The sequence below is a fragment of the Xanthomonas indica genome, from assembly GCF_040529045.1.
Classification (GTDB): domain Bacteria; phylum Pseudomonadota; class Gammaproteobacteria; order Xanthomonadales; family Xanthomonadaceae; genus Xanthomonas_A; species Xanthomonas_A indica.
On the sequence record NZ_CP131914.1, the window covers coordinates 4,413,028 to 4,426,476 of the forward strand.

Consider the following 13,449-nt stretch of genomic DNA (forward strand, 5'->3'; position numbering starts at 1 on the left):
CGAACCGGCGTGTAAGCGACAAGCAGCCAGGATTCGATCAGACCCCGCACCGGCAACGGCGCGGGGTTTTTCGTTTCAGTGACCGCGAATGCAAGACCCCCCTTCACTCCAACACCGTTCAAGGACATCCGCCCCATGACCAGTTCCGCCCAGCCCACCACCAAGATCGCCATCGTCGGTTACGGCAGCCAGGGCCGCGCGCACGCGCTGAACCTGCGCGAGTCCGGCTTCGACGTCACCATCGGCCTGCGTGCCGGCGGCCCGACCGAAGCCAAGGCGCAGGCCGACGGCTTCGTGGTGAAAAGCCCCGCCGAGGCGGTGAAGGACGCCGACCTGGTCGCGGTGCTGACCCCGGACATGGTGCAGAAGAAGCTGTACGAGGAGGTGCTGGCGCCGAACATGAAGCAGGGCGCCTGCCTGCTGTTCGCGCATGGCCTGAACGTGCACTTCGACATGATCAAGCCGCGCGCCGACCTGGACGTGGTGCTGGTCGCGCCGAAGGGTCCGGGCGCGCTGGTGCGCCGCGAGTACGAGATCGGCCGCGGCGTGCCGTGCATCTGGGCGGTGTACCAGGACAAGAGCGGCAAGGCCGAGCAGTTCGCGCTGGAGTACGCCGCCGGCCTGGGCGGCGCGCGCGCCAACCTGATCAAGACCACCTTCAAGGAAGAGACCGAGACCGACCTGTTCGGCGAGCAGGCCGTGCTGTGCGGCGGCGCCTCGTCGCTGGTGCAGGCCGGCTTCGAAGTGCTGGTGGAAGCCGGCTACCAGCCGGAAATCGCCTACTACGAAGTGCTGCACGAACTGAAGCTGATCGTCGACCTGTTCTACGAAGGCGGCATCACCCGCATGCTCGAGTTCGTCTCCGAGACCGCGCAGTACGGCGACTACGTCAGCGGCCCGCGGGTGATCGACGCGGCGACCAAGGAGCGCATGCGCGACGTGCTGACCGACATCCAGAACGGCACCTTCACCAAGAACTGGGTGGCCGAGTACGACGCTGGCCTGCCGAACTACACGAAGTTCAAGCAGGCCGACCTGGACCACCCCATCGAAACGGTCGGCAAGCAGCTGCGCGCCAAGATGGTGTGGCTCAACGGCGACGCCGCTGCCGCCCCGGCCGCCGGCGGCACCAAGGCCGCGTAACCCGCGGCTCCCCCACCCGCTTCCACCGAAAGGTCGCCACCGTATGAACTCCTCCGCTCACGGCACGCCCCGCAACGGCGCGCGCTGGCTGACGCAGGCCCTGGAAGCCGAAGGCGTGGACACGCTGTTCGGCTATCCGGGCGGCACCATCATGCCGTTCTACGACGCGCTGGTAGACAGCCAGCTCAAGCACATCCTGGTCCGCCACGAGCAGGGCGCGGCGCTGGCCGCCAACGGCTACGCCCGCGCCAGCGGGCGGGTCGGCGTGTGCGTCGCCACGTCCGGTCCGGGCGCGTCCAACCTGGTCACCGGCATCGCCGATGCGATGCTCGACTCGGTGCCGATGATCTGCCTGACCGGGCAGGTCGCCACGCCGCTGCTGGGTACCGACGCGTTCCAGGAACTGGACGTGTTCGGGCTGACCCTGCCGATCGTCAAGCACAGCTTCCTGGTGCGGCACGTGGACGACCTGCCGCAGGTGCTGCGCGACGCGTTCCGCATCGCCCGCGAAGGGCGGCCGGGCCCGGTGCTGATCGACCTGCCTAAGGACGTGCAACTGGCCGATGCCACGCATCTGCCCGCGCACGTGCCGGCGGAAGTGCCGACCCCGCCGGCGCCGCAGGACGCGGTGCTGGCCGAGGCGCTGGCGGCGATCGCCGGTGCCGAGAAGCCGGTGATCTACGGCGGCGGCGGCATCGCCCTGGGCGATGCGGTGGAAGCGTTCCGCCAGTTCGTCGAGGCCACCCGCATCCCCACCGTGCTGACCCTGCGCGGCCTGGGTGCGCTGCCGCACGCGCACCCGCATTACCTGGGCATGCTGGGCATGCACGGCACCCGCGCCGCCAACATGGCGGTGCAGGAGTCGGACCTGCTGATCGTGGTCGGCGCCCGCTTCGACGACCGCGCCACCGGCAAGCTGGCCGAATTCGCGCCGTTCGCGCGGGTCATCCACCTGGACGCCGACGCCTGCGAGATCTCCAAGCTGCGCCAGGCCGACATCGCCGTGCCCGGCGACGTGGCGCAATCGCTGCGCGCGCTGGCCGCGGCGACCAGCACCTGCGAGGCCTGGCACGCCCGTTGCGTCGGCCACCGCGAGAAGTTCGGCGCGCGCTACGACGCGCCCGGGCAGGACATCTACGCGCCCGGCCTGCTGAAGCGGCTGAGCGAACTGGCCCCGGCCGACACCGTGATCGCCTGCGATGTCGGCCAGCACCAGATGTGGGTCGCCCAGCATTGCCGCTTCAACCACCCGCGCAATCACCTGACCAGCGGCGCGCTGGGCACCATGGGCTTCGGCCTGCCGGCGGCGATGGGCGCGCAGTTCGCCTGCCCGGACCGCACCGTGGTGCTGGTCAGCGGCGACGGCAGCTTCATGATGAACGTGCAGGAGCTGGTCACCATCGCCCGCTGCAAGCTGCCGGTGAAGATCGTGCTGCTGGACAACAGTTCGCTGGGCATGGTGCGGCAGTGGCAGGAACTGTTCTTCGCCGAGCGCTACAGCGAGATCGACCTGTCCGACAACCCGGATTTCGCCGCGCTGGCACAGGTGTTCGGCATCCCGGCCAAGCGCATCACCGCGCGTGGTCAGGTCGAGGACGCGCTGGCCGAGCTGTTGGCGCAGCCGGGCCCGGCGCTGCTGCACGTGGCCATCGACGCACGCGCCAACGTGTGGCCGCTGGTGCCGCCGAACACCGCCAACAGCACCATGCTGGAAAGCAATCCCGCCGCCCAGCGCCAGGAGACGACACATGCGTTACCAGCTTGACCTGGTGCTGAAACCGATCGACGGCGCCTTGCTGCGCGCGATCGGCATGGCCGAACGCCGCGGCTTCGCGCCGATCTCGATCAGCGGCGCGCCGGTGGCCGAGGACGCCGGCCGCTGGCACCTGCAACTGGTGGTGGACGGCAACCGCCCTGGCGAGACCCTGCGCCTGCAGATGGAGAAGGTCTATGACTGCGAATCGGTGCGCGTGACCGCGCTGGATGGGGTGGCGTGATGGGGCCGGGATCGGGGAGGGGGGAATCGGGATTCGCAGCAGGCGGCCGCACGGTCGTCGCTGTCATGACGCGTCAACGCCACCCGACCATGCGGAGGCGCCTTCTTCCATGGAGGTCACTTCTTCGCGCTCGCGCCCAGGATTCCCGCTGCGAATCCCCACTCCCCACTCCCCACTCCCGGCCCTACCATGTCTGATGCCGGTCGCCCTGCGCAGGAGCCGGATGTAGGCCACGTCGCCGTCAGCGTCGCCGACGTGCTGGCCGCGCAGGCGCGGTTGCGCCGCTACCTGCCGCCGACGCCGGTGCATTACGCCGAGCGCTTCGGCGTCTGGCTGAAGCTGGAAAACCTGCAGCGCACCGGTTCCTACAAGGTCCGCGGCGCGCTCAATGCGTTGCTGGCCGGGCTGGAACGCGGCGACGAGCGCGCGGTGATCTGCGCCTCCGCCGGCAACCACGCGCAGGGCGTGGCCTGGGCCGCGCACCGCCTGGGCGTGCAGGCCATCACGGTGATGCCGCACGGCGCGCCGCAGACCAAGATCGCCGGCGTCGCGCACTGGGGCGCCACCGTGCGCCAGCACGGCAACAGCTACGACGAGGCCTTCGCCTTCGCCCGCGACCTGGCCGAGCAGAACGGCTACCGGTTCCTGTCCGCCTTCGACGACCCGGACGTGATCGCCGGCCAGGGCACCGTCGGCATCGAGCTGGCCGCGCACGCCCCGGACGTGGTGATCGTGCCGATCGGCGGCGGCGGCCTGGCCTCCGGCGTGGCCCTGGCGCTGCGCTCGCAGGGCGTGCGCGTGGTCGGCGCGCAGGTCGAGGGCGTGGATTCGATGGCGCGGGCGATCCGCGGCGACATCCGCGCCGTGGATCCCGTCCCCACCCTGGCCGACGGCGTCAAGGTTAAAATCCCCGGGTTCATCACCCGCCGGCTGTGCGCCAGCCTGCTCGACGACGTGGTGATCGTGCGCGAGGCGGAACTGCGCGAAACGCTGGTCCGCCTGGCGCTGGAGGAGCACGTCATCGCCGAGGGCGCCGGCGCGCTGGCCCTGGCGGCCGGGCGCCGCGTCGCCGGCAAGCGCAAGTGCGCGGTGGTGTCCGGCGGCAACATCGACGCCGGCGTGCTGGCGACGCTGCTGTCGGAGGTGCGCCCGCGCCCGCCGCGCAAGCCGCGCCGCCGCAGCGCCGAGCGACTTCGCAGCCAACGTCCCGCCCCGCCCGCTCCTGCCCGCATCGCGTCGTCCCCGCATCCCCATCCGCAAGCCACCGCCGCCGTAGAGGAACCCATCTGGTGAACACTTCCATTTCTTCCCAGACCCCCCGCATCCGCATTTTCGACACCACCCTGCGCGACGGCGAGCAATCCCCCGGCTGCAGCATGACCCCGCCGCAGAAGCTGGTGATGGCGCGCGCCCTGGCCGAGCTGGGCGTGGACATCATCGAGACCGGCTTCCCGGCCAGTTCGCAGTCCGACCGCGAGGCGATGGCGTTGATCGGCCGCGAGCTGCGCACGCCGACCCTGGCGGTGCTGTCGCGCTGCCTGGCCGCCGACATCGAGACCTCGGCGCGGGCACTGGAAGCGGCGGCCAATCCGCGCCTGCACGTGTTCCTGTCGACCAGCCCGCTGCACCGCGAGCACAAGCTGCGGATGAGCCGCGAGCAGGTGCTGGAATCGGTGCGCAAGCACGTGGCGCTGGCGCGCCAGTACGTGGACGACGTGGAGTTCTCGGCCGAGGACGCCACCCGCACCGAGGAGGATTTCCTGGCCGAGGTCGCCAGCGTCGCGATCGCCGCCGGCGCCACCACCATCAACCTGCCCGACACGGTCGGCTTCACCACCCCGGAAGAGATCCGCGGCATGTTCTCGCGGATCATCGCCAGCGTCCCCGGTGCCGACCGCGTGGTCTTCAGCACCCACTGCCACAACGACCTGGGCCTGGCCGTGGCCAACTCGCTGGCCGCGGTGGAAGGCGGCGCGCGGCAGGTGGAATGCACCATCAACGGCATCGGCGAGCGTGCCGGCAACTGCGCGCTGGAAGAGATCGCGATGGCGCTGAAGGTGCGCAACGCGTTCTACGAACTGGACACCGCGATCCACACCCCGCGCATCGTCGCCACCTCGCAGTTGCTGCAGCGCCTGGTCGGCATGCCGGTGCAGCGCAACAAGGCGATCGTCGGCGGCAACGCCTTCGCCCACGAGTCGGGCATCCACCAGCACGGCATGCTGCGCCACCGCGGCACCTACGAGATCATGCGCCCCGAAGACGTGGGCTGGGAGTCCTCGCAGATGGTGCTGGGCCGCCACAGCGGCCGCGCCGCGGTCGAGCAGCGTCTGCGCGCGCTGGGCTACGTGCTGGACGAAGCCGAACTGAACATCGCCTTCGACGCGTTCAAGGCGCTGTGCGAACAGCAGCGCGTGGTCAACGACGCCGACCTGCAGGCGATGATGCAGGACGCGCCGGAAAGCCAGGGCTACCGCCTGTCGTCGATGACCGTCAGCGACCGCGGCCAGCGCGCCAGCGCGCAGGTCGAGCTGTCCGATCCGGATGGCCAGCGGGTCAGCGAGCGCGCCGAGGGCGACGGCCCGGTGGACGCGCTGTTCGCCGCCCTGTCGGCGGCCACCGGCGTGCAGCTGGTGCTGGACAGCTACCAGGTGCACAGCGTCGGCATCGGCGCCGACGCGCGCGGCGAGGCCAACCTCAGCGTGCGCCATGGCGAGGTCGAGTACGACGGCACCGGCACCAGCCGCGACATCATCGAGGCCAGCGCGCTGGCCTGGCTGGACGTGGCCAACCGCGTGCTGCGGCAGCGCCAGGGCGCGCCGGCCGGCATCGCCGACGCGCTGGCCTGAGCCGCCACCGCACGGTCATCGTCGTGGTGCACGCTCGCCTTCGCCCGTCCTTCCCGCCCAGCTTTCCTGCCAGGTAGTTCCGCAATGTCCGCCACTCCCCGCACCCTGTACGACAAACTGTGGGACGCGCACGTCGTCGTCCCCGAAAGCTCCGCCGCCCCGGCAGTGCTGTACATCGATCTGCACCTGATCCACGAAGTGACCTCGCCGCAGGCGTTCACCGAGCTCAAGGCGCGCGGCCTGACGCCGCGCCGGCCGGACCGCACCAAGGCGACCATGGACCACTCCACGCCGACCCTGCCGCGCGGCGCCGACGGCAAGCTGCCGTACTACACCCCGGCCTCCGAGGCGCAGGTGGACATGCTCGCGCGCAACTGCGCCGACTACGGCATCGAACTGTTCGACATGGGCTCGGACAACCGCGGCATCGTCCACGTGATCGCGCCGGAGCAGGGCTTCACCCAGCCCGGCATGACCATCGTCTGCGGCGACAGCCACACCTCCACGCATGGCGCGTTCGGCGCGCTGGCGTTCGGCATCGGCACCAGCGAGGTCGGCCACGTGCTGGCCACGCAGTGCCTGCTGCAGCGCAAGGCCAAGACCATGGCGATCACCGTCGACGGACCGCTGGCGCCGGGCGTCGGCGCCAAGGACGTGATCCTGCACATCATCGGCGTGATCGGGGTCAACGGCGGCACCGGCCACGTGCTGGAGTACCGCGGTTCCACCATCGCCGCGATGGACATGGAACAGCGCATGACCCTGTGCAACATGTCGATCGAGGCCGGCGCACGCGCCGGCATGGTCGCGCCGGACCAGGTCACCTTCGACTGGGTCGCCAAGACCCCGCGCGGCCCCAAGGGGGCCGACTTCGAGGCCGCCGTGCAGCGCTGGTCGCAGTTGCAAAGCGATCCCGGCGCGCGCTTCGACGCCGAGGTGCGCATCGACGCGCGCGACATCCGCCCGACCCTGACCTGGGGCACCCACCCCGGCACCGCGATCGCGGTGGACGTGCCGATCCCGGCCGCGCAGGATCCGGCGGCGCAAAAGGGCCTGCACTACATGCACCTGGAAGCCGGACATGCGCTGATCGGCACGCCGGTGGACGTGGTGTTCGTCGGCTCCTGCACCAACGGCCGGCTCAGCGACATGCGCGACGTGGCGCAGGTGCTGCGCGGCCGCAAGGTGGCGCCGCACGTGCGCATGCTGGTGGTGCCGGGCTCGGAGATCGTCAAGCGCCAGGCCGAGGCCGAGGGCATCCACGAGGTGGTGCGCGCGGCCGGTGCGGAATGGCGCGAGTCGGGCTGCTCCATGTGCATCGCCATGAACGGCGACCTGGTGGCGCCGGGACAGCTGGCGGTGAGCACCAGCAACCGCAATTTCGAAGGCCGCCAGGGCCCGGGCTCGCGCACCCTGCTGGCCTCGCCGCTGACCGCGGCCTGGGCCGCGGTGAACGGCCGGGTCAGCGATCCGCGCGCGCTGTTCGCGGAGGTCGCGTGATGGCATCGCACATTGCCGCGTTCGCGGCCACGCTGACCTTCGTCGCCACCACCACCCGCGCTTTCGCGCACCGCCATCAGCCGCTGCTGCCGCCGCATGTGCCGCCCGCGGCACTGCCGCTGGCGGCCGACGCCGCGGCGCCCGCCCCCGACGCCGTCGCTTCCCAGGAGACCCCGTGATGGCCGGCTTCGCCACCCTCACCTCGCGCAGCGTGGTGCTGCGCCAGACCAACATCGACACCGACCAGATCATCCCGGCACGGTTCCTGTCCACCACCGAACGCGCCGGCCTCGGCCGTCACGCCTTCAACGACTGGCGCTGGCAGGCCGACGGCACGCCGAACCCGGAGTTCGCCTTCAACCAGGCGCACAACGCCGGCCGCCAGATCCTGCTGGCCGGGCGCAACTTCGGCTGCGGCTCCTCGCGCGAGCATGCGCCGTGGGCGCTGACCGACCTGGGCCTGCGCGCCATCGTCAGCAGCGAGATCGCCGACATCTTCCGCAACAACAGCCTCAAGAACGGCCTGCTGCCGATCGTGCTGGCCGAGGACGACGTGCAGACGCTGATGCAGCGCCCGGACGACGCGCTGACCGTGGACGTGGCCGCGCGCGAATTGCGCACGCCCGACGGCCGCGTCTACGCCTTCCCGCTCGACGCGTTCTCGCAGACCTGTCTGCTCGAGGGCGTGGACGAGATGGGCTACCTGTTGCTGCGCCAACCCGACATCGAACGCTACGAGGCCACCCATGCACGCTGACATCGTCGTCCTGCCCGGCGACGGCATCGGTCCGGAAGTCGCCGCCGCCGCGGTCGCGGTGCTGCGCGCCGTGGCCGCGCGCCATGGCCACGACTTCCAGTTCCAGGAGCACGACATCGGCGGCATCGCCATCGACCGCCACGGCGAGCCGTTGCCGGCGGCGACGCTGACCGCCTGCCAGCGCGCCGACGCGGTGCTGCTGGGCGCGGTCGGCGGACCCAAGTGGTCCGACCCGAACGCCAAGGTACGCCCCGAGCAGGGCCTGCTGGCGATCCGCCGCGGCCTGGGCCTGTTCGCCAACCTGCGCCCGGTCAAGCCGCACCCGGCGGCGCTGGACGCCTCGCCGATCAAGCCGCACCTGCTGCAGGGCGTGGACATCGTGGTGGTGCGCGAACTGACCGGCGGCATCTACTTCGGCGACAAGACCCGCAGCCCCAGCGACGCCAGCGACCTGTGCCGCTACACCGTCGCGGAGATCGAGCGGGTGCTGCGCAGCGCGTTCCGCCTGGCCCGGCAGCGCCGCAACCACGTGGTCTCGGTGGACAAGGCCAACGTGCTGGAAACCTCGCGGCTGTGGCGCGACGTCGCCGCGCGGATCGGCCGCGAGGAATTCCCCGACGTGCGCCTGGAACACCAACTGGTCGATTCGATGGCCATGCACCTGCTGGCCAAGCCGCGCGAGTACGACGTGATCGTCACCGAGAACATGTTCGGCGACATCCTCACCGACGAAGCCTCGATGCTGGCCGGCTCGCTGGGGCTGCTGCCGTCGGCCTCGCTGGGCGAAGGCCGCATCGGCCTGTACGAGCCGATCCACGGCTCGGCGCCGGACATCGCCGGCAAGGGCATCGCCAATCCCTACGCGACCATCCTCAGCGCGGCGCTGCTGCTGCGCCACTCGCTGGGTCTGGAAGCCGAAGCCGTGGCGATCGAGCAGGCCGTCAATGCCGCGCTCGACGCACAGGCGTTCACCGCCGACCTTGCCGCACCGGGCCAGGGCATCTCCACCGAGGCCGCGGCCGAGGCGGTGCTGCAGCGCCTGCAGGGCTGATCCGCGCCGGCGCCACTGGCGCCGGCCGCCTCCCGCCCGCCGCGACGATGCGGCGGGTGTGGAGCGCCGCCATTTCTCTTCAGTGCGCCTGCGTGGCGCCTGCGTCATCACCCCTGCGCAATCCCACGCCACCGCGCTGACCACGCGCCGCGCCTGCGCCGCCTCACCGCCCTAGCCGATCACCCGGTCGCGGCCTTCGCGCTTGGCCTGGTACAGGCGCTTGTCGGCCTGCACCAGCAGGTCGCGGCGGGTGCGCAGGGCCGGCGACAGGCAGGCGAAGCCGATGCTGGCGGTGAAGCGCACCGCGCGTCCGTGGTCGTCGTGCAGCACCAGATCGGCGATGTGCAGGCGCAACGCGTCCAGGCGCGCGTGCGCCGGCTCCTGGTCCAGGCCCGGCAGCACCAGCAGGAACTCCTCGCCGCCATGGCGCGCGGCGAAGGCCTGCTCGCCGAGGCTGGCGCGCAGCGCCTCGCCGACCCGGCGCAGCACCTCGTCGCCGATCTCGTGGCCGTAGGCGTCGTTGATCTTCTTGAAATGGTCGATGTCCAGCAGCGCCACGCACAGGGGCGTGCGCGTGTTCAGCGCCCGCTCCAGCGCCGCGTTGAGGTAGGGATCGCCGGTGCGCCGATTGGGCAGGCCGGTCAGCGCATCGTGTCCGGCCTGGTAGGCGAGCTTGCGCACCAGGTCCTCGCGCTCGAGGTTGGCCAGCTTCAACGCCAGGTTCTTCGCCTTCAGTTCGTGGGTGCGCTCGGCGATGATGGTGTTGAGCCGGCGCTGGCGGCGCCGGTAACGGCGGCTGCGGCCGCGGTACCACCACAGGAGCAGGCCGGTCGCGCCCAGCGCCACCAGCACCACGAACGGCCAGCGTTCCCAGAACGGCGGCACCAGTTGCAGGCGCAGCGAGGCACTGCCGATGCGCTCGCTGCGCGACCAGTCCAGCGGGCTGGTCATCGCCTGCACGTCCAGGCGGTAGCTGCCCGACGGCAGGTTGGTGTAGACCGCTTCCTCGCTGCTGCCGGCGTCGACCCACTGCCGATCGAATCCCTGCAGGCGATAGCGATAGCGCACCTTGTCCGGCGAGCGGAAGCTCAGCCCGGCATAGCCGATCGCGAGGCGGGCGACGCCGCCGTGCAGGCGGTAGTCGCCGCGCAGTGGTTGCGCCACGCCGTCCACCTGCACATGGGAGATCACCAGCGGCGGCGCACGCACGTTGCGCCGGCTCGGCAGCGCCGGATCGATCAGCGCCAGCCCGGCCGAGGTCGGGATCAGCAGTATGCCGTCGCGGCTGCGCCAGCCCGCCGGCGCACTGCTACCGTTGCCCTGCCCGCCAGGCATACCGTCGCTGCGGTCGACCACGTCCACCGCCAGGGTGCTGCGCTGGCCGGCGTCCAGTTCCGCCAGCCGCGCACGCGCGATGCGCAGCACGCCGCGATTGCTGTTCGCCCACAGGGTGCCGTTGCCGTCGTCGAGCAGCCGGAACAGCTTGTCGCGCGGCAGCCCGACACTGTGGTCGTAGATGCGCCACTGCCCGCCGCGCAGGCGCAGCAGGCCGCGGTCGCTGGCGACCCACAGGGTGCCGTCGGCATCTTCCAGGAAATCGAAGGCGTTCTGCGCCGGGAAGCCGTGGCCGCTCGGCCGCGCCTGCAGCGTACCGTCCGCGGCGAGCGTGGCGATGCCCTGGTTGGTGCCGATCCACAGCACCCCGGCATGGTCGCGGTACAGCGCCTGCACCTGCCGCCCGGGCAGGCCTTCGGCGGTGCCGTAGGCCCGCGTGCGCTCGCCCTTGCGATACAGCAGTCCCTCGTTGCCGCCGATCCACAGGCCGCCGTCGGCATCGGCCAGCAGCGCACGCACCATGGTCCGCGGCACGCCCGCGGCCACGCCCAGGCGTTGCCGGATGCTGCCGTCGGCCGACAGCAGCAGGATGCCCTGGTCGTAGGTGCCGACCCACATGCCGCCGTCGCGGGCGGCGGCCAGCGCCAGCACGGAGGGATCGCGGCCCGGGCGCTCGCTCAAGCGCAGCGCACGGATGCGGCCGCCCTGCCAGCGGTCGAGGCCGGCGGCATGGCCGATCCAGATCGCGCCATCGGCGTTCTGCTGCACCACCCGCACGTAGTCGCTGCCGAGCCCGTCCTGGCGGGTCAGGCCGCCGGCATCGCCCTTGGCGACGCGGAACAGGCCGTCGGTACTGCCGGCCCACACCAGGCCCTCGTGGTCCTCGATCAGCGCCGGGCTGACCACGCCGGAGATCGACAGCACTTCCTCGCTGGCGCCGTTGGAGGCGCGCCGCAGCAGTTGCCCGCTGGACAGGCTCATCCACAGCTGGCCATCGTGGTCCTGCAGCGCGGCATCGACGCGCTGACCGCGCCGCAGCCATTGCAGGCCGCCGTTGGCGCCGAGCCAGAACACGCCTTCGTCGCTGGCGACCAGCAGGCCGCCCTGGCGGTCGGGCGCCAGGCGCCGGATCGACGCCGTGCGCATCGCTGCCGCGCCCCAGCGCTGCGCCCGCGTGCCGTGCGCGGTCATCCGGAACAGGCCCTGCGGCGTGCCCACCAGCACCGCGTCGCGGTAGCGCAGCAGGGCAGCGATGCGGATCTTGCCCAGCCCCGCGGCGGCACCAACGTCGACCAGGCGGCCGTCGGCCTCGATCCGGAACAGGCCGTCCTCGCTGCCGACCCACAATCCGCCGTCGGCGTCGCGCAGCATCGCCGTGACCCGCAGCCGCTGCGCGCGCGCATCGCCCAGATGCTCCCAGCGCCCGGCGGCGTAGCGGAACACGCCGTCGTAGGCGGTGCCGACCAGCATGCCGCCGTCGGCGTCGGCGAGCAGCGCGAACACCCCCGACAGCTCCATGCCCGGGGTGTTCTGCCGATCGAAGACGGTGAAGGCGCGGCCGTCGAAACGCGCCACGCCTTCCCAGGTGCCGACCCAGATCATGCCGTCGCGATCCTGCGCCAACGCGTGCACCAGGTTGTGCGGCAGCCCCTCTTCCATGGTCCAGCGCGCGACCACCGGGCGGTCGAGCACGGCGCGCTCGGTCAGCGGCGCGGCCGGTTCGGCGGCGCGCGCGACGACGCTGGCGCACCACAGCGCCAGCAACAGGCACAACATCACACCCACGCAGTGACACAGCGCATGCGCGCCGTCGCGACTACCGTGACGCCGATCCCCGTGTTCCATCCCTTCCCGAATCACACCGACAACGGCGCGCGGCAACCCCCTGTGGGCAGATGGCTAATCTATCACCGCCTGTTCGCCGCCGATGTCAGGGACTTCCTGACGTCCGGAGCCACCCAGGGACGGCCGAGGCACACCTCCGCCGGCCTCACGCGCAACACGGCCGAACGCAGCGTCACAATAATGAACCCACGGGTCTAGTATAAATATCGAACCGACTGGTCTAGTATTGCCACCATGGTCAGCAAATCGCCCGCCGCCTCCGCCAAATCCTCCTCGCGTCCCGCCGGGCCCGGTCGCCCAAAGGACATGGGCAAACGTGCCGCGATCCTGGAGGCCGCGCGGGAGATGTTCACCGAACTGGGCTTCGGCGGGGTCAGCATGGACGGCATCGCCGCCCGCGCCGGCGTCTCCAAGCTCACCGTCTACAGCCACTACGGCGACAAGGAAACCCTGTTCGCCGAGGCGGTGCGCGCGCAATGCCAGGCGCTGCTGCCGGACGACCTGTTCGGGCACGCGCTGAAGGGGCCCCTGCGCACCCAGTTGCTGGACATCGGCCTGGCCTTCTTCGCCATGATCAGCAGCGAGGCGGCGATGGCCACCCACCGCATGATGCTGACCCCCGGCACCGGCGACGACCACGTCCGCGAGATGTTCTGGAACGCCGGCCCCAAGCGCACCCAGCAGGACCTGGCGAGGCTGCTGCAGGCCCATGTCGCCGCCGGCGAACTGGACATCGCCGACCTGAACCTGGCCGCCTCGCAGTTCTTCTGCCTGGTCAAGGGCGAGTTGTACTCGCTGATGATGTGCGGCCTGTGCCGCGACGCCGGCCAGGACCGGATCCGCGCCCATGTCGAGGCCAGCATCGACTTCTTCCTGCGTGCCTATGCGGCGCGCTAGCCCGGCCGCCAGGCCATTCCCCGGCGCCGATGACTTCCGGCACTGCGCGCCGGGCCGTCCGGCGGCGATGCTGCG

11 protein-coding genes are annotated in these 13,449 nt (G+C 71.2%); 10 read left to right on the top strand and 1 reads right to left on the bottom strand.

Annotated elements, in window-relative coordinates:
- Nucleotides 1–135: 135 nt before the first annotated feature.
- The 9 genes from ilvC to leuB all read left to right on the top strand — a co-directional run bounded on the left by ilvC (nt 136) and on the right by leuB (nt 9,297).
- Complete coding sequence (gene ilvC, locus Q7W82_RS18940; protein WP_242160521.1) at nt 136–1,143, top strand: ketol-acid reductoisomerase; 1,008 nt, start codon at nt 136–138, stop codon at nt 1,141–1,143.
- A gap of 43 nt (nt 1,144–1,186) precedes the next feature.
- Complete coding sequence (ilvG, locus tag Q7W82_RS18945) at nt 1,187–2,908, top strand: acetolactate synthase 2 catalytic subunit (RefSeq protein ID WP_160945345.1); 1,722 nt, start codon at nt 1,187–1,189, stop codon at nt 2,906–2,908.
- Complete coding sequence (locus Q7W82_RS18950; RefSeq protein ID WP_010343388.1) at nt 2,892–3,140, top strand: ACT domain-containing protein; 249 nt, start codon at nt 2,892–2,894, stop codon at nt 3,138–3,140. Before ilvG ends, Q7W82_RS18950 begins: the two co-directional genes overlap by 17 nt.
- Before the next feature lie 189 nt (nt 3,141–3,329).
- Nucleotides 3,330–4,433, top strand: a complete 1,104-nt coding sequence (locus Q7W82_RS18955; RefSeq protein ID WP_242160520.1) for a threonine dehydratase — start codon at nt 3,330–3,332, stop codon at nt 4,431–4,433.
- Nucleotides 4,430–5,989: a 2-isopropylmalate synthase gene (locus Q7W82_RS18960; protein WP_242160519.1), complete on the top strand. Its 1,560-nt coding sequence runs from the start codon at nt 4,430–4,432 to the stop codon at nt 5,987–5,989. The genes Q7W82_RS18955 and Q7W82_RS18960 overlap by 4 nt, the downstream gene beginning before the upstream one ends.
- An 84-nt stretch (nt 5,990–6,073) precedes the next feature.
- The gene (gene leuC, locus Q7W82_RS18965) at nt 6,074–7,489 is read left to right on the top strand and encodes a 3-isopropylmalate dehydratase large subunit (protein ID WP_242160518.1); all 1,416 of its coding nucleotides are present in this window, start codon (nt 6,074–6,076) and stop codon (nt 7,487–7,489) included.
- Nucleotides 7,489–7,668 (top strand): hypothetical protein, encoded by a 180-nt coding sequence (locus Q7W82_RS18970; RefSeq protein WP_242160517.1) that lies wholly within the window; start codon nt 7,489–7,491, stop codon nt 7,666–7,668. Before leuC ends, Q7W82_RS18970 begins: the two co-directional genes overlap by 1 nt.
- Nucleotides 7,668–8,246 (top strand): 3-isopropylmalate dehydratase small subunit, encoded by a 579-nt coding sequence (gene leuD, locus Q7W82_RS18975; RefSeq protein WP_148828555.1) that lies wholly within the window; start codon nt 7,668–7,670, stop codon nt 8,244–8,246. The genes Q7W82_RS18970 and leuD overlap by 1 nt, the downstream gene beginning before the upstream one ends.
- On the top strand, nt 8,236–9,297 hold the full coding sequence (gene leuB / locus Q7W82_RS18980) for a 3-isopropylmalate dehydrogenase (protein WP_242160516.1): 1,062 nt from the start codon (nt 8,236–8,238) through the stop codon (nt 9,295–9,297). Before leuD ends, leuB begins: the two co-directional genes overlap by 11 nt.
- A 171-nt stretch (nt 9,298–9,468) precedes the next feature.
- On the opposite strand, the gene Q7W82_RS18985 is transcribed toward leuB, so the two are convergent.
- Entirely contained in the window at nt 9,469–12,408 is a 2,940-nt protein-coding gene (locus Q7W82_RS18985) for a ligand-binding sensor domain-containing diguanylate cyclase (RefSeq protein ID WP_242160515.1), read from the bottom strand.
- Between the two features lie 303 nt (nt 12,409–12,711).
- Here Q7W82_RS18985 and Q7W82_RS18990 point away from each other — a divergent pair, with 303 nt between their 5' ends.
- Nucleotides 12,712–13,374, top strand: a complete 663-nt coding sequence (locus Q7W82_RS18990) for a TetR/AcrR family transcriptional regulator (RefSeq protein WP_242160514.1) — start codon at nt 12,712–12,714, stop codon at nt 13,372–13,374.
- Nucleotides 13,375–13,449: the final 75 nt, after the last annotated feature.